Here is a 19,052-nt window from a genome sequence, read left to right as displayed (position 1 = left end):
CCGCGCTCTTGGAATACCTGACCGAGTGGATGCACCATGGCCGAATTCTCGCAATACTTGACGCTCGGTCTCGCCAACGAGACATTCGGCATCAGCATCCGCAATGTTCGCGAGATCCTCGACATGCGGACGATCTCGCGCCTGCCCCATGCGCCCGACTTTCTGCTCGGCATGATCGACGTGCGCGGAAGCGGATATCCGATCGTTGATCTCAGGATCAAACTCGGCTTGCCAAGCGTGACTGCGACCGAAGCAACCCGCATCATCATCCTCGATGTGCCGATGAATGACCGTTTGGTCGGTGTCGGCTTTGTCGCCGATTGCGTGTTCGAGGTGACAGATATCGACGAGAGCACCATGGAGCCTGTTCCCTCGGTCGGTGGCCGTTGGCAGTCGGAATACATCGCTGGAATCGGACGGAAGGGCGAAAAGTTCGTGATCATCTTTGATCTGGCCCGCCTGATGGCCGGAACGGATATGCCGACGCAGCGCGAAGCCGATGCCGCATCCCCGGTCGCGGCGTAGGCGCGGCTCCTCTTAGTTTGCCCCAGTATTGCGTGAACTGCAAAAAGCAATAGCGACACCAAGGAATGCACGATGAGACTCACCGTTAAAGCGAAACTGGCTGGCGCCTTTGGCGTCGTGATCATCCTGTCGGCGATCACAGGAGGGCTGGCCTACACGAAGCTTACCCAGCTCGCCGATACGTCGGACCTTCTGGTCAATCGTTCCGCGCGCCTCGAGAAGGCCGGCGAGTTGCAGAACTTCATCCTGGAGCAGGCAAGGGCCGACCGGGACATCATCATAGCGTCAACCGACGCGGAGATGCAGAAGGTGGTCGACGAGATCAAGCAGCATCGGCAGGAGGCGACGCGCCTTCGAGAGGACATGTATGCCGGCGCCGTGGGCGAGACCGGCAAGCGAATGATCGAGAAGTTTGCGTCGGCCTATGAAAAGATGAACCTCGCAGAGGATTCGATCATCAAATTCGCGCTGATGAATTCGAACAACCGAGGCGCCCAGCTCTGGTCTTCCGATGGTCAACCGGTGTTGAAGGATTGGAACGACGCGATCGATGCCCTGTCTGCCGAAGTGAGCCACATGCCGATTTCGATCGAGCGCGCCAACGCGCTGATGGCGCTCCAGACCATCAGGCTCGAAGGCGTCCGAGCCCAACGGCAAGTCGTGCTGTCATTCTCAGTGTCCAGCATGGACGATCTGAGTGCTGGGATGAAGGTCATGGACGAGCGCCTGACGGCGCTTCGGAACGCCATGCAGCAGGCCAATGCTCCCCTGGCGGCGGCCGGGTTTACTCCGACGGCCCTCGCGACACAGACTGAACGGCTTGTGAAGATCACGAGCCAGGTCGCGGATATCGTCAAGGAAGGCGGCAATATCCGTGCTGGCGTTATCGCCGCGACCGAGGGCAGAGCCAATACGGTCGAGGCGATCAATACGTCCGCCGCCTATATCGGTTACTTGAAGAAGACGATGTCCGATCTGGCGGAGGAGTCCGCGAGCGACGCGGCTCGCGCAAAGCTCATATTGATCAGCATCATTATTGTATCGCTCCTGGCGGCTGTCGGCTCCGCGATCTGGATCGCGGTGAATATCAGCCGCGGTCTTTCCCGTGCCGTCGGCCTTGCCAACGCGGTCGGCATCGGCGACCTCAGCCAGAAGATAGATGTTTCCAGCAATGACGAGGTCGGCGATCTGGTCAGGGCGCTCAACGGTATGACGGTGAATCTGAATGCCACCGCCGCTCTCGCGAATGAGATCGCGCACGGTAATCTCATGGTCGAGGCCAAGCCGCTGTCGGACAAGGATACTCTGGGCCTCGCGCTCGAGCGCATGGTTGAAAAGCTTCGGCAGATCGTATCTGAAGCCCTGACCGCGGCGCAGAACGTTTCCGCCGGCAGCCAGGAGCTTTCAGCGAGCGCCGAGCAGCTCTCGCAGGGCGCGACCGAGCAGGCCTCGTCCGCGGAAGAAGCCTCCTCTTCGATGGAAGAAATGGCATCGAACGTGAAGCAGAACGCCGACAATGCCAACCAGACCGAGAAGATTGCCGCGCAGTCCGCCAAGGACGCTGAAGCCAGCGGTGCCGCGGTCGGGCGCGCCGTCAACGCGATGCAGACCATCGCCGAGAAGATCACCATCGTGCAGGAAATCGCGCGGCAGACCGACCTGCTTGCCCTCAACGCCGCGGTCGAGGCTGCGCGCGCCGGCGAGCACGGCAAGGGCTTTGCGGTGGTCGCATCCGAAGTGCGCAAGCTTGCCGAGCGCAGCCAGGCTGCCGCCGCCGAGATCGGCACGCTCTCGGTCGAAACCGTGAAGGTGGCGCAGGAAGCGGGTTCCATGCTTGGGAAACTCGTCCCGGACATCAAGAAGACCGCCGAACTGGTTGAGGAGATCACCGCGGCCTGCCGCGAGCAGGACGTCGGCTCGGCCCAGATCAACCAGGCGATCCAGCAGCTCGACAAGGTCGGCCAGCAGAACGCCAGCGCGTCTGAGCAGGTGTCCTCGACCTCGGAAGAGCTCGCCTCTCAGGCCGAGCAGTTGCAGTCGACGATCGCCTATTTCCGCATCGAATCCGGCGCGAAGGGCCACGCGGCCGCGCCGATCGATCGGGCAGTCAATCAGTTGCGCACCAAAGCCGCGCATATGGCAGCGGCCGAACGTCCAGTCAAAAGGCCCCAGGCGAGGCCAGCGCGCGCCATGAAGGCTGCCGGTGGTGGCGGTTTCGCATTCGAGATGAACGACGGCGAGGACGATCGGGATGCCGATTTCCAGCGCTAGGATTTTGAGGCGTCGGTTCGCCCTTTGTGGGCGGGCCGATGTGTCTTCGGTCGTTGTGTAGCAGAGTAGGAATCAGGATGGCCCGTCTGGCCCGATATGCGATGCAGGTGGCCGTTGCCGGCCGGGGCAGGCAGTCATGATGCCTGCCGTGCAGGATACAGCCGTGCATCTGTCGGACCGTCACTTCCGGACCATCGCCGAGCTGATCGAGGGCCAGGTCGGCATCAAGCTGCCGCAGGGCAAGCGGCTGATGCTGGAAGGACGGTTGCACAAGCGCATGCGTGCGCTGAATTTTTCCGACCTCAACGAGTATGTCGACAATCTGTTCGAGGCCGATCATTTCGACACCGAGCTGACCCATCTCATCGACGTGGTGACGACCAACAAGACCGATTTCTTCCGCGAGCCGCAACACTTCATCTTCATGCGGGACGTCGCGGTCCCGGCGCTGCTCAAGCTGCACGGACGCAGGAACGCGAACCTGAAAGTCTGGAGCTCGGCGAGCTCCACCGGCATGGAGGCCTATACGACAGCCATGGTGCTGGACGACATGACGCACAGCGGATCGCGGTTTCAGTTCCGGATCCTTGGGACCGACATCTCGACCGCGGTGCTGCGCCTCGCCAGGACCGCGATCTACACTCGCGATGTGCTGGCGCCGGTGCCGGAGCACTTCGTGAAGAGATATTTCCTGTCGTCGCGGGACAGGTCGCGCGGCGAGGTGCGGGTGACGCCGGAATTGCGGCGGATGACGCATTTCATGCGGATGAACCTCATGGACGCGTCCTATCCCGTCGACCGCGACGTCGACATCATCTTCTGCCGCAACGTGCTGATCTATTTCGAGCGCGAGACGCAGCGCAAGGTGATCGAGCAATTGTGCAGCCATTTGCGACCGGGCGGCTATCTGCTGGTCGGACATTCGGAATCGATGATTCACAGTGCCGTTCCGGGTTTGAAGCAAGTTCAACCAACCATTTTCCAAGTCTGATTGGAGCGCCACCCAAAATGCCGAAGGAGAAAGTTCGCGTGCTGATCGTGGACGATTCGGCGTCGGTGCGCCAAATCCTCCAGACCATCCTCAATGACGATCCCGACATCGAAGTGATGGGGACCGCGTCCGATCCGTTCGTGGCGGCGCGGCGTCTCCAGGACGAACTCCCCGACGTCATGATCCTCGACCTCGAGATGCCGCGCATGGACGGCATGACCTTCCTGCGCAAGATCATGGCGCAGCGCCCGATCCCCGTGATCATCTGCTCCTCGTTGACCGAGGAAGGCTCGAACGTGATGTTCGAGGCATTCGAGGCGGGCGCCGTCGATATCGTGCCCAAGCCGAAGATCGACACACGACAGGCGCTGCTCGAATGTTCGACACGGCTGCGCGAATCCGTGAAGTCGGCAGCGCGCGCGCGTGTGCGTCCGCGCACGGAGCGGCGGGTGATCGAGAAGAAGCTGACCGCCGACGCCATCATCCCGCCGCCGGTGCAGGGCAAGGTCCGGCCGACGACGGAACGCATCGTGTGCATCGGTGCATCGACGGGGGGAACGGAAGCGCTCAACGACGTCCTCGATATGCTGCCGGCGCATTGTCCTCCCATCCTGATCGTCCAGCACATGCCCGCAGGCTTTACCGCCGCCTTCGCCAGACGTCTCGACAGCGTCTGCCAGATCCGGGTCAAGGAGGCCGAGGACGGCGAGCCGGTGCTACCGGGCTGGGCCTATATCGCGCCGGGCGCCCGTCACATGCTGCTCCAGCGCATCGGTCTGCGCTATCAGATCGCGATCAAGGACGGCCCGCCGGTGTCGCGGCATCGTCCGTCGGTCGATGTGCTGTTCCGCTCGGCCGCCCAGCATGCCGGCGCCAACGCGCTCGGTGTCATCATGACCGGGATGGGCGATGACGGTGCACGTGGGATGCTGGAGATGCGCAAGCTCGGCGCCTCGACTCGGGCGCAGGACGAAGAAAGCTGCGTCGTGTTCGGCATGCCCAAGGAAGCCATCGCCCATGGCGGCGTCGAGAAGGTGGTTTCGCTGCAGCACATCCCGCGCGAGATCATGTTCTGGTATCAGGCCGGGCCCGCCGCGGTGGCGGGCTGATCGCAATGTCCGCGGTTCCAGCCAACACGTTCACTGATGCGATCGTCGCGATCGAGGACGTCTCGTCGCGTATCGAGGACGTCTTTGCGCGCGTCGGCAATCAGCTCGGTCGTGGCCACATCATCTTTAAGGAGCTGAATCAGGGTCTCGCTCATCTCTCCGAGGAACTCTCCGGCGCGGAGATCGAGGGAGCCGCGACCGCGTTGCAGGAGATCGCGGCGCGGTTGAGCGAGCTGGCGCGGGCATTGCCGGCCGAGAGCGCCTTGCTCACGACGATCGGCAAGAGCACGGCAGAAGCGTCCTCGCTGCTCAAGCCGCTGTTCAAGCATATCCAGATGATCACCATCATCGCGCGCAGCGCGCGAATCGAGGCAGCTTCGCTCGACGGTGATCGCGAGGGCTTTCTCGCCTTCACGCAGGAGGCTTACGATCTCGGTAAGGCCGTGCAGGGTTCGATCGAAGGCTGCGCGCGGGACCAGCAGCGCCTGTCCGAGGCGGTCGCCACCGCATCCGGCCGGCAAAAGGAGTTCGAGAGCCGCTACGGGAGTCAACTTGTTTCGGAGAGCGCCGAGCTCGGCGCTGCCTATTCCGGCCTGCGCGATCAGCGCGGCAAGAGCAGCCATCTCGCCGATCTCGCGAGCGGCAGCACGAAGAAGATCGCCGAGGCGGTCGGCAGCGCGATCATTTCCTTGCAGGCCGGCGACAGCACCCGTCAACGCCTCGAACATGTCTGTCATGGCCTGCGCCTGTCATCCGGATCGGCGCCGAGTCTCGTGCCCGAACCGGTCGCAAGCGATGATGGCGCGCGCGCGATCTGCCGGTTGCAGGCGGCCCAGCTCCGGGATGCCCAACGCGAGTTCGGTGGCGACATCGGTCAGATCATCCGGGTGTTGTCGGCCATCCTAAATGATGCAAGCAGTGTCGTGGGTCACGGCCGCTCGCTGTTCGGCGGCGATGAGGGCGGTTCGTCATCGTTCCTTGCCCGCATCAAGCATACGCTGGCGCAGGCCTCGACCCTGATCGCCACCTGCGAGAGCGCGGGCCGCGCGGTCGACGAGGCACTGGCGATCGTCGAGGATACGCTGGCGAAATTTCGTCAGGCCATCGCGGGTCTTGCCGAGGCCACGGTCGACATTACGCTGATCGGCATGAATGCCGGCCTCAAGGCCAGCCATCTCGGCAGTCGCGGCAGCGCCTTCGTCGTCATCGCCAACGAGCTCAAGGCGACCGCCGATCAGGTCTCGGCTGGCGCCGGGCGCTTGAGGCCCGTGCTTGACGGCATCGAGCGTTCGGCCAACAAGTTGAAGGAGCTCCGCGTCCAGGGTGATCCCACCCAGCTCGCCAATCTCGAGCCACAGATCCTCCAGGCGCTGCGCGAGGTCGAGGCCGGTAACGAACGGCTTGGCAGGCTGATGAGCCGGCTTGTCGATGAAGGCGCGGAGTTCGAAGGCCTGATGAATTCGGCGCAAGGCCTGATGAGCTCGCTCGGCGAGAGCTCTGCAACGCTGCCTACGGTTGCCGTGCGCCTTGAGACTGCAAGCGCGGGCGCGCATCGGCCGCAGTCGCAGGACGAGGCCATGCTCGACGCTCTCTTTGCGCGCTACACGATGGAGCGTGAGCGCGACGTCCACCGGGAATTCCTGCAAGCCCTCGGGCTGGTGTCGACTGCCGCCGCGCGCCGGGTCGAGGCGGTCGAGCCTGCGGACGACGGCATAGAACTGTTCTGACGTCGCCGCCGGCATCGCGCGTGCGACGAAGGCAATTTGACGAATTGGCTTTGCGAGGCGTTAACCGTGGCGGAACGCGCGCCATATCGGTCATTGTGGCGCCCCAGAGTTGGACGCAAATACGTTTGAATTTTGCGACGGATGTTTTTCATGCTGAGAGACGGCAAATACGCTGCCTGGTTCAGGACCCCGCGTGGTCAGGGCACCGGCCTCGTGGATTTAACCGAGGGGCGGATCTCGGGCCGCGATGGCTTCTTCACTTATGGCGGCTCCTACCAGGTCGATCAGCAGCGCTTCACGGCCGTCCTGACCGTGAAACGGCATGCCGAGGGCAATCCGAGCGTGTTCGGTCCAGACGAGGTCGAGGTCAATCTTACGGGTGTGTGCAGCGGCGCGGTGGCGACCTGCTCGGGGACGGCCAAGGAAGTGCCCGATATCAAGTTCGAGGCGACGCTGATCTACAGCCAGGAAGATGCGCCGGCAGCCGACGCCAAATGCGCGGTGGTGAAGCTCAATGCCGACAAATTGCCCAAGGGATTGGACAGCCGGTCGCGGCCGCACCATTCGTTCGCACCTCCCAAGCCGTCCGCCTAGCTTCTTAGCTTTGCATTGACGCTGTTGCAGCGAAGGCGGGCCGCGTCAGCATCGCACAAACAAAGCTTTTAGACATCAAAACTTAGTCTGCGGCCGAACAAGTGTGGTGGAAAGAAAATGCCTCAGATCTGGATGACATATGACGAACTCGGCACGCTCTGTGATTGCAGCAGCAGTGACGCAAGGTTGCGGGCCATTCATCTGTCGCTTGACCGTAAAAAAAGCCGCGACGGCGCAACGCGTGTCAAACTGGACCTCGCGCTGACGGCCAAATTTTTCGCGTCGGTCCGCGAGTCGGATTTCGACCTCGATAGCGCCATCGAGGCGCTCCAGGCCACCCACCGGCAGATGGCGGAGCTCCTGACGCCAAATGAGGTCCATGGCAGGCGTGGGGTGGCCTAAGCCGCCGCGAAGACCGTCACCCTCAAGGGTCTGTGTCGCGGGAGCCGAGATTCCCGCGATGATTGTCCCGAATCAGGCATAAATCTGCATCTGGAATTTCGGGCTCGCCCCGGGGTTCCAACCCGCACGGGCCTGAGAGCCTGCAGGAGGATGCGATGAGGAAAGCCAACTGTCTGGTTTGTGTAACATTGTGGGGGACGGCGCTGCTTGGCGGCCTGGTCATCGCGACCGCCGCACCGGCAAACGCAGAGGTCGTAAAGCTGCAGGCCGACCTCAAGGGCAGCAATGAGGTGCCCCCAAACAGCTCGTCCGGATCGGGCAAGGCAGAAGCGACCTTCGATACCGAGACAAAAACCCTGACCTACACGGTCACCTATGCGGGCCTGTCAGGTCCCGCGATGGGGGCACATTTCCACGGCCCCGTTGAAGCCGGCAAGAACGCCGGCATCGCACTGCCATTCAAGACCGTCCAAAGCCCGATCCAGGGCAATGCCACGCTCACGGACGCTCAGGCTGCGGATTTGCTCGCCGGAAAGTGGTACGCGAACATTCATACCGCGATGAATCCCGGCGGTGAACTTCGTGGGCAGATGATGAAGTAGAGGTGGGCGCTGGAAGCCAATTGAGGCGCCGCTATTTAGTCGCACTTTCCCCGAATAGATGCCGTCGAAATTGGCCTCGGAGCGCGGCATGAAGCAGTTTTTCCCCCTGGCGTTTGCCGCAGCTCTCTTTGTTCACACCGACGCCCGGGCCATGCTCCGAGACGCTTCGATCGAGCATGACCTTGGAGGGGTCAAGAAGTCATTCGAAGCCATAACGTTCTCCAAGAACGGTCAGGCGACCGATTTCAGAACAGCCCGCGCGGCCGCTCGTGATGCAGAAGCTCCACTGCGCTGACCGGTCGTCTGGTCGTTGAAATCACAGAGCGCAGTCAAGGCTGAAGCGCCAATAGGCGCTTATTGTTGACGACCAATTCCCAGCTCTTTCTGCAATTGCGGTGAGAGGCCCATCGCGCCCTCGGTTCGGCCCTGGCCAGTCCCCAAATTCCGAGATGATTGGGTCGAAGAGGGGGCCGTTGCAGCGGACGATCCTGTGGACGTGGTGGTCGAGCTGGACGAATTGGAGGTGGTCCCGGCGTAGCCGCTGCGCACACCGTTGGTGTAGGTGCCTTGAGCCGCTGCTGAGACGGTTGTGCCAACAAGTAGAGCGGTAGCCAAGAGCAGATGACGCTTGCCGGTCATGGTCCAAATCCTCGAGAAGCGGCACCTCGTGCGCGCCTATGATGATCTGGCCTATGATGGCGGTCTTGGCAAGAAGGCAAGAATGGTCTGAGCCAAAAGGACGCCCACGGTTCCGCCTGCCGCTTTTTCCAGCACATCCAGCAGAGCTGGATCCCGGTCGGGTGTTAGCGCTTGCAGGACCTCCAATCCTATTGCGACGGAAACCACAAGGCCGCATGCCAAGCCGAACCGCCCAGGCAGCAGAAAGGACAAGAGAAAGCCTAGCAATCCGTATGCGCTGAACCGTTCGACGACCACGATCCAGTAGGCTTCGGCGTGGCCCACAAGCACCGGTCTCCCCGTCAACTTCGCGACCGTGGCGTAGGTAATCAGGGCGAGGCAGAGGGTTGTGGCGGCTATGAGCGGGTTTCGAAGCATGTCCACACCCTACCCGAGACCACCGCGGGCTACCGAGAAACTTCTTGCTATCGTTAAAGAGCAATCGCGCCTTGGTTCAACATGGGCGCCGATTGACGCTTGATGAGAATGGACGCGCCGAATTTCTCCATAGTCCGCCTGCTGGAGTCGGAGCAGGAACTTCGTCCAGAATCAGCCGCTGCGACGGCCGCTTGATGCGACCTTCGGCAACTGTGCGACATTTCCGCCGCCGGAGCGGATCAGGAACTGGGGAGGCTGAGATGGCCGAGAGGAGCGGACGTAGGGCTCCCACTTCAGGTACCTCGTACGACGTCGATGCGAGACAGCCGACCGCGTCCAGTAGCCTGCAGCGAACGAAATTGCCACGATGCCAGCCAAAAATAGGAGTCCGAACATGCTGAAGTACCACCATCGCGACGATTGCCTCTGCGATACCGCGGCTGCTCAACATTGATAAGGCAGATTTGCGGACTTCCTATGACCCGGGATCACATGAATTTGCCTGCAGGCCCCGGAACTTTAGATCATTCACACAACAGGATTGCGCGAGATATCGTGTCGAGCCTGTTCAAAAGGCAACTCGCTTGAGTCTGCGTCGGCGGCGCCGTGAGCGCAGTTCGCGAATGCCGTAACCGACGGCAAATCCAGCCGCAAAAATAGTCAACAAGAGAAGCAGTGCCAACATGGCACCTATTGAAGCATTTGCCGTGCCATCTTCGGTTCAAGCGCCTGGCGCGTTCCCGCGCGTGAAGACCTCAGGTATTTTTCTAAGCGACGAGCTCTACGTCCTGTGCAGCGCACGCCGAAGCGGCCAAGTTGCGCTTCTCAAGAAGCTCGCTGAACTTCGCGAAGGGTAGCGGCGCGGCGACGAGATAGCCCTGGCCCTCTTCGACGCCGCACGAGATCAGCGCGCGGACCTGTTCCTCGGTCTCGACGCCTTCGGCGACGACCGTCATGTGAAAATCCCTGGCGAGCGCCACCAGCATCTCCACGATCGTGGTGGTCGAGGCGTCCATCGTGATGGTGTCGACGAAGAACTTGTCGATCTTGATCATGTTGGCACCGAGCCCTTTCAGCCGCGACAGCCCGCTGTGGCCGACGCCGACGTCATCGATGGCGACGCGGAAGCCGTAGTCGCGCAGCTCGCTCACCACGGCAGCAGCGCGCGCGAGATCATCGAGCTCGTCGCGCTCGGTCACCTCGACCACGATCTGCCGCGCGGAAACCCGTGCCGCGGCGACGGTGCTGCGGAGCGTTTCGACGAAGCCGGCGCTCAGGATGTGCTTGGGCACGACGTTGAACGAGAGCTTGAAATCCTTGTCGGCCTTGAGATGAGGCTGAAGGTCGGCCAGCGCGCGGCCGAGCAGCTGCCAGGTCATGGCTTCGATGCGTCCGCTGGATTCCGCCAGTGGAATGAAGTTCATCGGCGGGACCACCGAGCCGTCCTCGCGCAGCCAGCGCGCCAGAATCTCGCAGCCCCTGATCTCGCCGGTCCGAAGATCGAAGATCGGCTGGAAATAGGGCTTGAACTCGCCGCGCACGAGCGCACGATCGAGATCGGCGACGGGGCCCTCGATCCGCCGGGTCCGCGACAGGAGGAGACCGAACAGCGCGCCGAGCGCGAGCGAGACCGCCATTGCCGGCCAATAGGCCTCGCTGTTCCATGTCGACAGCACGGTCTTGTCGATGCGGATGACGGTGCGCAGCGGATAGCGCGCTGAGCTCTTTTCGAAATCGACCGGATGTGCAAGCGCCTTGTCGGCGTCGAGCATGAACTCGCCGAGCTGTGCGCCGTTTTTGAGCGCGAGCAGCACCTCGCCGTGGGCGCGCAACTCGGCCGGCATGATGTCGAACAGGCTGGAATTGATGCCGAGGATGGCAACCAGCGCCTTCTTGCCGTCGATGTCCCTGAGTACGCCGAGCGCGTCGCCGCCGAACTGCTCGACGCGAAACAGCATCAGCGTCGAATCGTGCGAGGCGAGCATGTCCGCGCGATCGACCCAGCCCTTGTCGAACTCGAGCGTTTCCGAATAGGCCGAGCAGATCACCGAGCCGTCCGAATTGACGAGACGGACGTCCTTTACGGCGGAGCGCTGATAGACGTGGAGGCGGATCGCCTGGAGCGAGGCCGGGTCGCATGTGGCAAGCCCGCGACCGGCCAACTCGTCGAGGCTCGCGGTCGCAAAATCGACGGCGAATTCGGATCGGCGCAGCACGACTTCGGTCAGCTCGTCGAGCTGGCGTGCCTGCTGATCGTGGATGAATCGCGTCGCAGCGAAGTGACCGGCAAGCGCAAACGCCGCCATGCCCGCAAGCACGAGCGCCGCCAATGAGAGTTTCGGCCGTGCTGCTTTCATCCGGCCCGCGGAGGTTAAGAGAGGGTTACCCGAACTCTAACCTCGGAGGCGCTAAGATAGGGTTTAGACCAGCCTCCGGCCTTACCAGCGGTGCGTGAGCCGGCGGACCGATTGCCTCCTATTCGGAGGTGCGGTTAGCGGCGCAGACCCCGCCGCACCCGGATTTCGCTCAGTTGATAGCCGCCTGCATAGGCTCGATGGCCGATTGGGCGGGTGACCCAAAGGCGTAATGCGACGAACGCAGCGTTAAGACCGAGCCAGATCGCTATTCCGAAAATGAAATAATGGGCCACGACGGAATCTCCGCCTTTTCAGCAAGCTCTCGCCGGAATAACGCCGAATACGGTCGGCGGTTCCGCTCCAGACGCCCGGCGGCGGTTCGCTATGGGGCTGGTTAACCCTTCTTGCCGACCTTCGTCTTGAGCGACAGCCCGAGACGCAATGCCATGCGCTTGATCGCGTCAGGCGAGCGCCCGAGCTGCTTCGCCGCTTCTTCCAGCGACGTCGAAGACTTGGCCAGCTCCATGAGCCGGCGGTCTTCCTTGAATGACCAGGGCTTCCGCGCCATAACCGAAAAATTCCTCTCGCATCGACACAACGACAAAGCCGCCAAGCGGACCCATGTCGCTCGACGGCTTTGCTTGGGTGGGGCCGGGCCTTGGGGAAGCCCGGTGCGGAGATGGATATGCGATCGGTGAGACTTCGCAACAAACAACGCGGATTAAGCTAACCGCTCAACCTTACCGCGATGAAATCGGCGCGTAACGCTCCGTATAACCACGGGAATTTTATTCGCCGAGGCTATTCCGCGCGCAGATCGTTGCGTGGAGAAGCTCTGGGTCGCTTTGAGAATCGAATAGCGAGGCGTCTCGTGCCTACCCTCTGGCCTCGCGGCCAGCAGACATAGTGGCCACCATGAATTACTATGCTTTCACAATGACCGGACAAGCGCGATGCCCCGCCTAGAGATCGATTTCGGCGCTATGGTTGTGTTGGTCGTGGTGCTCCAAGCTTGGAGCGGACAGGGGCGGGCCAGCGACGAGGCATCAACGATGCCTCCGATCACCGATGACCAAACCAGCGATCTTGGCCCTTCGCCCGATAGTCTCCTTTCCCGCGAGGATTGGAAGCGCAGGATCGAGGAGGCGCGCAAGCGCGCCGCGCTGGCGCGGCGGGATTGGCAGCTCAATGCCCCGCTGCGCATGCTCGCGCCGGATCCGCCGGAGAAGATAGCCACCCAGCGTGTGCTGAGCGACGATACGCTGCAGCCTGGGGACATCGTCTCGACAGATAAGGGTCTATTTCTGTTTCGCGGCCGCTCTGGCGCCGATGGGCAGACTGCGGTTTTCGTGCCGATAGCTCGGCGCTAGCTCGATTGCGCGACATTTATCTCTCCGTCGCGCTGATGCCTCGCAAATTCATGCCAGTCGATTCGAATCGAGTCGTCGCGCGCGAAATCGTGACTGTCGTATCAACGCTGGTTCAGAATTGATCCAATCATGATGCGTGGATGCAACATTGCCTCGGTGAATTGTCTTTCGATGAACTCCTTCGCCTCTCTCACGATGACGAGCGTCACGAGATCGTCGAATTCGTTCGGCTATGATCGTGCAAACAATCAACGCGAATACGCAGATGCTTCAAAAAGCCTGGGCAGCACTGCCTCTCACCAAGATCAGAGAACGGGCATTCGAAGCCGCTTTCTTCAGCGTTGCGCTGATTGCGATGGCAGGCTGGGTCTATTTCATCACGCTGTTGCTGGTGAGATTGATCCTGTGGTTCCTCAGCTGACTGCGAGCAGATGATCGATGCTCAAGCAGATTGCTGCCCAAGATTTCTCACGCGTGACAGCGAAATCAGCAGCATTCATCATCATGTCGACACAACTGCACGATGAGAATGCTGTGTGTCTGGGAGAAGGAAACGTTCCACAAATGAAAAGACTTCCCAATGACGCCAGTCCTGATCGTAATCTTGATCTTCTTCGCCGGCTTCGGTGTCGGCTACGCCGCGCGCGCGTGGCGATCGCGCAAGCGCAAGCAGATGCGCCAACTCTACGCACCCTATGGGCCCTCTGCATCCCGACCGGCCACGCGGCGGGCATTCTGAGGATATGCAACCGGAAGGGAGTCGATGTGCCTTGGTCGCGGCGCGTATGTGGACTGAGCGGATGGTGGAATGCCTCCGCGATGACCGAGGTAACCATGTCCGGTTAGGTTAAATCGGTGCCGCCGTTGTCCGCCGAGTTGATGGTGGCTACGTTGCGCACGGATTTTGCAGGTCAATGATTGCCGCCGTGTGCTATTGAGTTGGGATTAGAGTTGATGATGTGGCTCGTTGCTTTCGTCGTACCGGTTGTGGGTGTGCCGCTGTTCGTCTGGGCCTATGGCCGCCGCCTCGACGCGCTAAGTGGTCCGTGGATCTCGAGAGGGGCAACGCGCCATGACTGATCTCAGGAATATGACTGACCTCAGGAATAACGCCCCGCGGCGATATTTCGTTGATGCAGGCGGACGGCGCGTCTTGATCGGGCTGACGCTTGAAGAGACCTTCGAGTTCGAACGGCTGGACAGCCAGCCGGCCACCAATTTGGCAGATTGCCAGGTCGTGCCCGACGAGAGCGTCCTGTGGCCTGTTGAGCAGCGTTGGCAGGAGCTGTACGCCAAGCACGAAGGCGCCTGGAAGGCATGGATGGCGCAAAACCGTGGTGAGCAGCCCACAGGCTTCAGCCTTTATTAACTATCCCGGACCCATTTTCTGGTCTGGCGCTTCCAACCGGAAATTGAACGCATGTTCCAGCTGTTCTTGCGGGCCCGCACCCACAACTTTCTGAGAGGCCACAGCCGGGCCGAGCAGGAGTTCCGTGCCCGTTCACCCGAGCGCGACGCTGAAACCGATCGGTCCCGCGTCGAGGCCATCATGATCGCGATCGAGGATGCCCTGCATGCGGCCGAGCGCGAGCAATCGGGCCTGAACCGACGGGTCGAGGACGTGCTGGCGCGGGCCGCCGTGACGTTCGGCAACGGCGACGACGAATATCTCGAGCGCGAGGACCTGGACAATCATCACCAGGATCTGTTCGACAAAGAGATCCTGAACGGCCAGCGCAGGCTCAAGGAGCTGGGCTCCTCGATAGCTCACTTCAAGTTTCTGAAGGCGGCGATGCTGAGCCGGTTCCCGGAGTTTAGGCCGCCGGTTAGCACCAACTAGGCTGCACTGCAGCCATCAAATCCCTGCAGCAATGGACACCCTGACCAACGGGGGCAACTCGCGTCCAATCGCAGGCAGTATGCTTGCGCCTTAGTATTCAAGAACGCGCTCGGGAAATGCGGGATTCGCAAACCGGGCATATGTGCGAACCCGACCGTAGGAGTAATTAGGTTCGTCCCGGGTTCGGGGATCAAAAGCGTAGGAATATGACTGCTCGAGCGACCGATGTCGCACATGGGCCACGATGGGGCAGCCGCAGCGTGGACCGCAATAGGGATTGGGACCGCGATCGATATAGGGGATGCTCGTCGCGTGGCGAGCGGCGATTGGCGGGACGGCGTAGTCGGCCGCGAAAGATGGCGAGGCGACAGCCGTCAGGCTTGACGCAACGGCGAGAAGTGCAAGAAGAGATCGCATAGCTGTATTTCCCCAATTGGGACAATCTTAAACGTTCTTGCTGCAACGAGCAAGTTGGGTCTTGGACAGCCGGGCATCGTGCAACAAACAGACAAAGTTCTAGCTACGTAGCGCGCCCAGAAAGGAGGCGTCGACCGCCTGTACGGCTTCCTCCAGGAAGGATTTGCCCTGCTTGGAGGCTCGCCGGTAGGCCTGAACGAGCGTCGCCTTCAATTCCGGGCGTCGCGTCAAAATCAGCCGCACATCGCCTCGCGCGAGCTCTGCCAGCTCCAGGTCGAAAAGGGCATCAGCAGAGGTTGCGGTATAAAGCCGCAACGGCATCAGACGAGCGTCATTTGCCCCTGTAATGTAGGCCATCTTGAGCGCGCCGACCACGGCTGGACCATTGGGGTCACGCCGGGTTTCGAAAAGAGCCAACGTCAGCCATAACTCGGCGTCGTAGGGCTTGACGGATAGCGCCGATATGGCGCGCGATCGGGCATGATCGCTATCCGCAGACGCCTTCCCGTCCCGAATGGCATGGAGTGCTTCGATCAGGGCGTGGTTGTTTTCGAGGTCCGACCTGAAGAAGGGAATGCCGCCGGGCCAACTCGGAGCTTCGCCAAGCTGTGTCGGCGTCCTGGGATCGGCAGGTAAGGCTGGCCGTGTCGCGGCAGCCAATTCCGCGGCGCCAGAGAGCAAGCCGTAGCATCCTACAAGCAGTGCCAAGGTTATCAGACTGATCCGGAAGAGCATGGACGAACTCATCGTCGAGCAGAGTGTGCTCAAAGCGCCAAAAGACTATGCCCCTGAATAGTCAATAACGTCAAATTGCCTGTTGCATACGCGCCGGTGTCGATATTGACCCGGTTAGGACGGATGTCGGGCTCCTGAACCGGTGTGTGCCCGTGGACGACGTATTTGCCGAACTGAGCCTCGCTTCGCAGAAACTCATCCCGGATCCAAAGCAGGTCGTGCTCTTGCTGGCGCGCCAGTGGAACGCCTGGTCTGACGCCGGCATGGACGAAGAAGAAATCCCCGCAAACGAAGCGAGCACGTAAACCTTCAAAGAATCGATGCTGATGAAGCGGAATCCTTGCCGATAGCTCCTGGATAAGCTCGGCTTGTTCGGCGGCGCTAGGATTGAGCGAGGGTTTCAGGCCGTAGGATGTCAGAGTCTGCAGGCCGCCGAACTGCTTCCATTGATCGAACTGGGCAGGGTCTTTCAGGACATCCAGCAGGAATTCCTCATGGTTGCCCTTGAGAAACACCGACTCATGCTTGCGACCTCGCTCGATCAACAGCTCGACGGTGCGGCATGAGTCCGGGCCGCGATCGATGTAGTCGCCGAGAAAGACATGGATCGGACGCATCGACCCGATGGTCGTAAGATCCTTGTCGATGACCGTAAACATCTGCTGGAGAAGGTTGGCGCAACCATGGATGTCGCTGATCGCATAGATTCGGACGCCATCCGGCAACCTTGGCTTTGGCGTTTGCGCCTTCGAGCGGGGCCATTTGATCATAGCGACTTGGAGACCTGTAATCCCGGCAGGTAGTACGATTCGGATAAGCCGACCGTAGCCCCCATCGTAAACGGATTCAGTAAGCAATTATGTGCAAATGGTACAGACCATTGCAGTAATGGCGATACGGTCGGGGAGTTGGGATGGACGTCTTACCCGATCAAGCCTTCGTCGACGGGCCGAACTGGCGGTGTTCTCTGACAACCTGTGCCGAGCCGATTTGGCCAGGTGTTTGACGTGGTCGGCCCTGCGTTCTCGGACCGGCGGCGAGGAGGATACGCCGCCGGTTGCTGTTCGGTGGTCACCGAGCCTTCATTTGCGCTTACCGCCCCCTACACCATCACCAGGTGATCCCGGATCCAGGCGGCGTCGTGGTGCAGATCGGCTAGTTGCTGCGTGTTTGCCTCTTCAACCATGGCGATTGAGGCGGTGTGTGCGGCAGCGTCTACCACGTATCCTCCGTACTGCTGGTAGGCCCTCGCAACTGCTAGCCCCTCCGGCGTTAGACCGGCGTGCTCAATATCCAGGTTGCTCGGCAGGGCGAAGTGGGCTCCGACCGGGATTGTACCCTTGTATACGCTCACGCTACTACCGTCGGCCGATACGGCTGGGAAGACAAATTGGTCGAGTTGGTTGGTCCCCGCCTTTAATTGAGTCGGGTCCAGCTCGATGGCCATGGCGTGGTTGATCGAAAGGCTGTTCAACTCGTCGGTCGTAATGAGGCCGCCGAGAAGAGACGCGCCCGACGCCCGGATTCCGGCGCCGGCACCGGGTGCGGTCCCCCATCCGGTGCCGTTCAGGTCGCCCTCAACGAGGTAGCTTGCGTGCCAGGTCTGGCTCGCCGAATCGTAGCTGGCTTTCCACGCCTCCCAATAGTGGATGCCATCAGGATCGGTAAAGACGGCCCAACCATCGCTGCCATGCGTCGGCGTCAAATCAATCGGTGTCGAAAGCTGGAGCGTGCCGTGGGACGAAAAACCTCCGCCCACTGTCGCTTGGTTCAGGACGTCAAATGTCCACTTCATGTGGGGCGCGTCTGTCGGCGTGCTGAAGAAGAGATCCGCCGACTGGACCCACGTATTGGCGAGACTCGTGTTCTCGAATTGCAGGTTCTGAATCGAGTTCGGGTCGGAGTATTGGACGTTCAGTTCGCTGATCGGGGTATTCCAGAGACTATCCGCGGAGAAGAAGTGGTGCCCGGAAAGCTCGAAATCCTGCTGATGAGAGATCAGGTCAGCCTTGCTGCTTCCCGTAAAGGTCAGCGTGTTGCCGTTCCCGTCGTCGATGACGGCGCCGGCGGCGGTGTCGGTGGTGTGGTTCTGCAACATGTCAGACACGCTGGTGAACACGGTCGAGTCGATTTCGACATGATCGCTGCTGAAATTGAACGAGGAGATCGTGTCGTGACCAAAGTCGAACTTGAATACCAGCGTCTCGGAGCCGGTGCTGGTGAAGTTCTCGTTGGCGCCGCTTGAATAAAAGGTTTGGGTGTGCGTGCCGTCGAGAGCGATCTGGTCCTTGGACTTGAGAAAGCCGGTGGCGTCATACACGTCGTGCTCGGTTACATAGGGCGTTCCCGCGGCGTTCGTCAGGAAAACGTCCTTGCTGTTATCGGCGTGAAGCACGGTCTCCGTGGAAAGTGTGGCCTGGCCGTTCACCACCGTATACAGCTTGGTGTCGGAGATGTCGGCCGATCCGGCGGCATACTTCAAGACGTCGCTGCTCAGGACAGCGTGACCCGAGGCATTCGTATAGGTTCGCGTGTCCGTGCTGCCGTTCGTGCCGATGGTTACCTCTGATTTGAGAATGCCAGTCGTATCGAAATAGTCGTTCGTCTTGGTGCCGTCCCCACCCAGCGTGTAGGTCGAGTCGAGGGTGCCGTCGGCGTGCGTGCGTGCCGTGCTGATGAGCACGCTCGCGGCGTTGTAGACATCGTGCTCGGCGACGTAGGTCTTGCCGGCGATGTTGGACAGATACACGTCCTTGCTCTTGTCGGCGTGCACGACGGTCTCGTTGGTGAGAACGCCGTTGGTATAGGCGAGTGAGTCCGAGGAACCGTCCGCCTTCACGACGACGCTGGTCGTCAGCTGGCTGCCGTTAGCGTTGTATTGAAGGGACGTCTTGGTGCCGTCTGCGGCCAGCGTGTAGCTGTAGTCAGCGGATCCGTCGGCGTGGGTGCGTGCGGAGCTGGTGAGGACGCCCGCGGCATTGTAGACGTCGTGCTCGGCGACATAGGTCTTGCCGGTGATGTTGGACAGATAGACGTCCTTGCTCTTGTCGGCATGC

At 61.1% G+C, this 19,052-nt stretch carries 20 protein-coding genes and 1 pseudogene; 15 read left to right on the top strand and 6 right to left on the bottom strand.

What is annotated here, in order from left to right; all coding sequences use genetic code 11:
• Positions 1 to 36 precede the first annotated feature (36 nt).
• The 9 genes from UP06_RS00105 (at position 37) to UP06_RS00065 (ending at position 8,516) form a co-directional block, all read left to right on the top strand.
• Positions 37 to 525, top strand: a complete 489-nt coding sequence (locus UP06_RS00105; RefSeq protein ID WP_044999594.1) for a chemotaxis protein CheW — start codon at positions 37 to 39, stop codon at positions 523 to 525.
• Between the two features lie 72 nt (positions 526 to 597).
• On the top strand, positions 598 to 2,796 hold the full coding sequence (locus UP06_RS00100; RefSeq protein ID WP_044999592.1) for a HAMP domain-containing methyl-accepting chemotaxis protein: 2,199 nt from the start codon (positions 598 to 600) through the stop codon (positions 2,794 to 2,796).
• Positions 2,797 to 2,932: 136 nt separating this feature from the next.
• On the top strand, positions 2,933 to 3,787 hold the full coding sequence (locus tag UP06_RS00095) for a CheR family methyltransferase (protein WP_044999591.1): 855 nt from the start codon (positions 2,933 to 2,935) through the stop codon (positions 3,785 to 3,787).
• A 17-nt stretch (positions 3,788 to 3,804) separates the two neighbouring features.
• On the top strand, positions 3,805 to 4,896 hold the full coding sequence (locus UP06_RS00090) for a protein-glutamate methylesterase/protein-glutamine glutaminase (protein WP_044999590.1): 1,092 nt from the start codon (positions 3,805 to 3,807) through the stop codon (positions 4,894 to 4,896).
• Positions 4,897 to 4,901: 5 nt separating this feature from the next.
• The gene (locus UP06_RS00085) at positions 4,902 to 6,623 is read left to right on the top strand and encodes a hypothetical protein (RefSeq protein WP_044999589.1); all 1,722 of its coding nucleotides are present in this window, start codon (positions 4,902 to 4,904) and stop codon (positions 6,621 to 6,623) included.
• A gap of 150 nt (positions 6,624 to 6,773) precedes the next feature.
• The gene (locus UP06_RS00080; protein ID WP_044999655.1) at positions 6,774 to 7,217 is read left to right on the top strand and encodes a hypothetical protein; all 444 of its coding nucleotides are present in this window, start codon (positions 6,774 to 6,776) and stop codon (positions 7,215 to 7,217) included.
• Positions 7,218 to 7,334: 117 nt separating this feature from the next.
• Entirely contained in the window at positions 7,335 to 7,619 is a 285-nt protein-coding gene (locus tag UP06_RS00075) for a hypothetical protein (RefSeq protein WP_044999587.1), read from the top strand.
• Between the two features lie 155 nt (positions 7,620 to 7,774).
• Positions 7,775 to 8,221 (top strand): CHRD domain-containing protein, encoded by a 447-nt coding sequence (locus UP06_RS00070; RefSeq protein WP_082078752.1) that lies wholly within the window; start codon positions 7,775 to 7,777, stop codon positions 8,219 to 8,221.
• Between the two features lie 88 nt (positions 8,222 to 8,309).
• The gene (locus UP06_RS00065) at positions 8,310 to 8,516 is read left to right on the top strand and encodes a hypothetical protein (RefSeq protein ID WP_044999583.1); all 207 of its coding nucleotides are present in this window, start codon (positions 8,310 to 8,312) and stop codon (positions 8,514 to 8,516) included.
• A 395-nt stretch (positions 8,517 to 8,911) separates the two neighbouring features.
• On the opposite strand, the gene UP06_RS42495 is transcribed toward UP06_RS00065, so the two are convergent.
• The 3 genes from UP06_RS42495 to UP06_RS41340 form a co-directional block, all read right to left on the bottom strand.
• Positions 8,912 to 9,277 carry a VanZ family protein gene (locus UP06_RS42495; protein WP_044999654.1) on the bottom strand — a complete coding sequence of 122 codons (366 nt, stop codon included), beginning with the start codon at positions 9,275 to 9,277 and terminating at the stop codon, positions 8,912 to 8,914.
• A 767-nt stretch (positions 9,278 to 10,044) separates the two neighbouring features.
• The gene (locus tag UP06_RS00055; RefSeq protein ID WP_044999581.1) at positions 10,045 to 11,634 is read right to left on the bottom strand and encodes an EAL domain-containing protein; all 1,590 of its coding nucleotides are present in this window, start codon (positions 11,632 to 11,634) and stop codon (positions 10,045 to 10,047) included.
• Positions 11,635 to 12,028: 394 nt separating this feature from the next.
• The gene (locus UP06_RS41340) at positions 12,029 to 12,202 is read right to left on the bottom strand and encodes a hypothetical protein (protein ID WP_197087084.1); all 174 of its coding nucleotides are present in this window, start codon (positions 12,200 to 12,202) and stop codon (positions 12,029 to 12,031) included.
• Between the two features lie 484 nt (positions 12,203 to 12,686).
• On the opposite strand from UP06_RS41340, the gene UP06_RS00050 reads away from it, so the two are divergent.
• From UP06_RS00050 to UP06_RS00035, 6 genes are all read left to right on the top strand, one after another.
• On the top strand, positions 12,687 to 13,004 hold the full coding sequence (locus UP06_RS00050) for a hypothetical protein (RefSeq protein WP_044999653.1): 318 nt from the start codon (positions 12,687 to 12,689) through the stop codon (positions 13,002 to 13,004).
• A 265-nt stretch (positions 13,005 to 13,269) separates the two neighbouring features.
• Positions 13,270 to 13,425 carry a hypothetical protein gene (locus tag UP06_RS41335; protein WP_197087083.1) on the top strand — a complete coding sequence of 52 codons (156 nt, stop codon included), beginning with the start codon at positions 13,270 to 13,272 and terminating at the stop codon, positions 13,423 to 13,425.
• Between the two features lie 17 nt (positions 13,426 to 13,442).
• Complete coding sequence (locus UP06_RS40510) at positions 13,443 to 13,850, top strand: hypothetical protein (protein WP_156162677.1); 408 nt, start codon at positions 13,443 to 13,445, stop codon at positions 13,848 to 13,850.
• A 108-nt stretch (positions 13,851 to 13,958) separates the two neighbouring features.
• Positions 13,959 to 14,084 carry a hypothetical protein gene (locus UP06_RS42370; protein ID WP_283806006.1) on the top strand — a complete coding sequence of 42 codons (126 nt, stop codon included), beginning with the start codon at positions 13,959 to 13,961 and terminating at the stop codon, positions 14,082 to 14,084.
• Complete coding sequence (locus UP06_RS00040; protein WP_245305362.1) at positions 14,077 to 14,373, top strand: hypothetical protein; 297 nt, start codon at positions 14,077 to 14,079, stop codon at positions 14,371 to 14,373. The genes UP06_RS42370 and UP06_RS00040 overlap by 8 nt, the downstream gene beginning before the upstream one ends.
• 51 nt (positions 14,374 to 14,424) lie before the next feature.
• A complete protein-coding gene (locus UP06_RS00035) occupies positions 14,425 to 14,844 on the top strand; it encodes a hypothetical protein (protein WP_044999579.1) in 420 nt (139 codons plus the stop codon).
• A 516-nt stretch (positions 14,845 to 15,360) separates the two neighbouring features.
• On the opposite strand, the gene UP06_RS00030 is transcribed toward UP06_RS00035, so the two are convergent.
• From UP06_RS00030 to UP06_RS41330, 3 genes and pseudogenes are all read right to left on the bottom strand, one after another.
• On the bottom strand, positions 15,361 to 15,996 hold the full coding sequence (locus tag UP06_RS00030; RefSeq protein WP_044999577.1) for a hypothetical protein: 636 nt from the start codon (positions 15,994 to 15,996) through the stop codon (positions 15,361 to 15,363).
• Between the two features lie 29 nt (positions 15,997 to 16,025).
• A complete protein-coding gene (locus UP06_RS00025) occupies positions 16,026 to 16,766 on the bottom strand; it encodes a metallophosphoesterase family protein (protein ID WP_044999575.1) in 741 nt (246 codons plus the stop codon).
• A 332-nt stretch (positions 16,767 to 17,098) separates the two neighbouring features.
• A pseudogene (locus UP06_RS41330) lies at positions 17,099 to 19,052 on the bottom strand (hypothetical protein); the annotation flags it as partial.

Source organism: Bradyrhizobium sp. LTSP857 (genome assembly GCF_000938285.1).
Classification (GTDB): domain Bacteria; phylum Pseudomonadota; class Alphaproteobacteria; order Rhizobiales; family Xanthobacteraceae; genus Bradyrhizobium.
Note: the sequence above shows the minus strand (reverse complement) of the source record. Positions and strands in the feature narration are given on the sequence as shown.

Excerpts from the sequence above, each read along its gene's own strand:
- UP06_RS00105 (WP_044999594.1), top strand. The coding sequence starts at position 37 with ATGGCCGAATTCTCGCAATACTTGACGCTCGGTCTCGCCAACGAGACA.
- UP06_RS00100 (WP_044999592.1), top strand. The coding sequence starts at position 598 with ATGAGACTCACCGTTAAAGCGAAACTGGCTGGCGCCTTTGGCGTCGTG.
- UP06_RS00095 (WP_044999591.1), top strand. The coding sequence starts at position 2,933 with ATGATGCCTGCCGTGCAGGATACAGCCGTGCATCTGTCGGACCGTCAC.
- UP06_RS00090 (WP_044999590.1), top strand. The coding sequence starts at position 3,805 with ATGCCGAAGGAGAAAGTTCGCGTGCTGATCGTGGACGATTCGGCGTCG.
- UP06_RS00085 (WP_044999589.1), top strand. The coding sequence starts at position 4,902 with ATGTCCGCGGTTCCAGCCAACACGTTCACTGATGCGATCGTCGCGATC.
- UP06_RS00080 (WP_044999655.1), top strand. The coding sequence starts at position 6,774 with ATGCTGAGAGACGGCAAATACGCTGCCTGGTTCAGGACCCCGCGTGGT.
- UP06_RS00075 (WP_044999587.1), top strand. The coding sequence starts at position 7,335 with ATGCCTCAGATCTGGATGACATATGACGAACTCGGCACGCTCTGTGAT.
- UP06_RS00070 (WP_082078752.1), top strand. The coding sequence starts at position 7,775 with ATGAGGAAAGCCAACTGTCTGGTTTGTGTAACATTGTGGGGGACGGCG.
- UP06_RS00065 (WP_044999583.1), top strand. The coding sequence starts at position 8,310 with ATGAAGCAGTTTTTCCCCCTGGCGTTTGCCGCAGCTCTCTTTGTTCAC.
- UP06_RS42495 (WP_044999654.1), bottom strand. The coding sequence starts at position 9,277 with ATGCTTCGAAACCCGCTCATAGCCGCCACAACCCTCTGCCTCGCCCTG.
- UP06_RS00055 (WP_044999581.1), bottom strand. The coding sequence starts at position 11,634 with ATGAAAGCAGCACGGCCGAAACTCTCATTGGCGGCGCTCGTGCTTGCG.
- UP06_RS41340 (WP_197087084.1), bottom strand. The coding sequence starts at position 12,202 with ATGGCGCGGAAGCCCTGGTCATTCAAGGAAGACCGCCGGCTCATGGAG.
- UP06_RS00050 (WP_044999653.1), top strand. The coding sequence starts at position 12,687 with ATGCCTCCGATCACCGATGACCAAACCAGCGATCTTGGCCCTTCGCCC.
- UP06_RS41335 (WP_197087083.1), top strand. The coding sequence starts at position 13,270 with ATGCTTCAAAAAGCCTGGGCAGCACTGCCTCTCACCAAGATCAGAGAA.
- UP06_RS40510 (WP_156162677.1), top strand. The coding sequence starts at position 13,443 with ATGCTCAAGCAGATTGCTGCCCAAGATTTCTCACGCGTGACAGCGAAA.
- UP06_RS42370 (WP_283806006.1), top strand. The coding sequence starts at position 13,959 with ATGATGTGGCTCGTTGCTTTCGTCGTACCGGTTGTGGGTGTGCCGCTG.
- UP06_RS00040 (WP_245305362.1), top strand. The coding sequence starts at position 14,077 with ATGACTGATCTCAGGAATATGACTGACCTCAGGAATAACGCCCCGCGG.
- UP06_RS00035 (WP_044999579.1), top strand. The coding sequence starts at position 14,425 with ATGTTCCAGCTGTTCTTGCGGGCCCGCACCCACAACTTTCTGAGAGGC.
- UP06_RS00030 (WP_044999577.1), bottom strand. The coding sequence starts at position 15,996 with ATGCTCTTCCGGATCAGTCTGATAACCTTGGCACTGCTTGTAGGATGC.
- UP06_RS00025 (WP_044999575.1), bottom strand. The coding sequence starts at position 16,766 with ATGATCAAATGGCCCCGCTCGAAGGCGCAAACGCCAAAGCCAAGGTTG.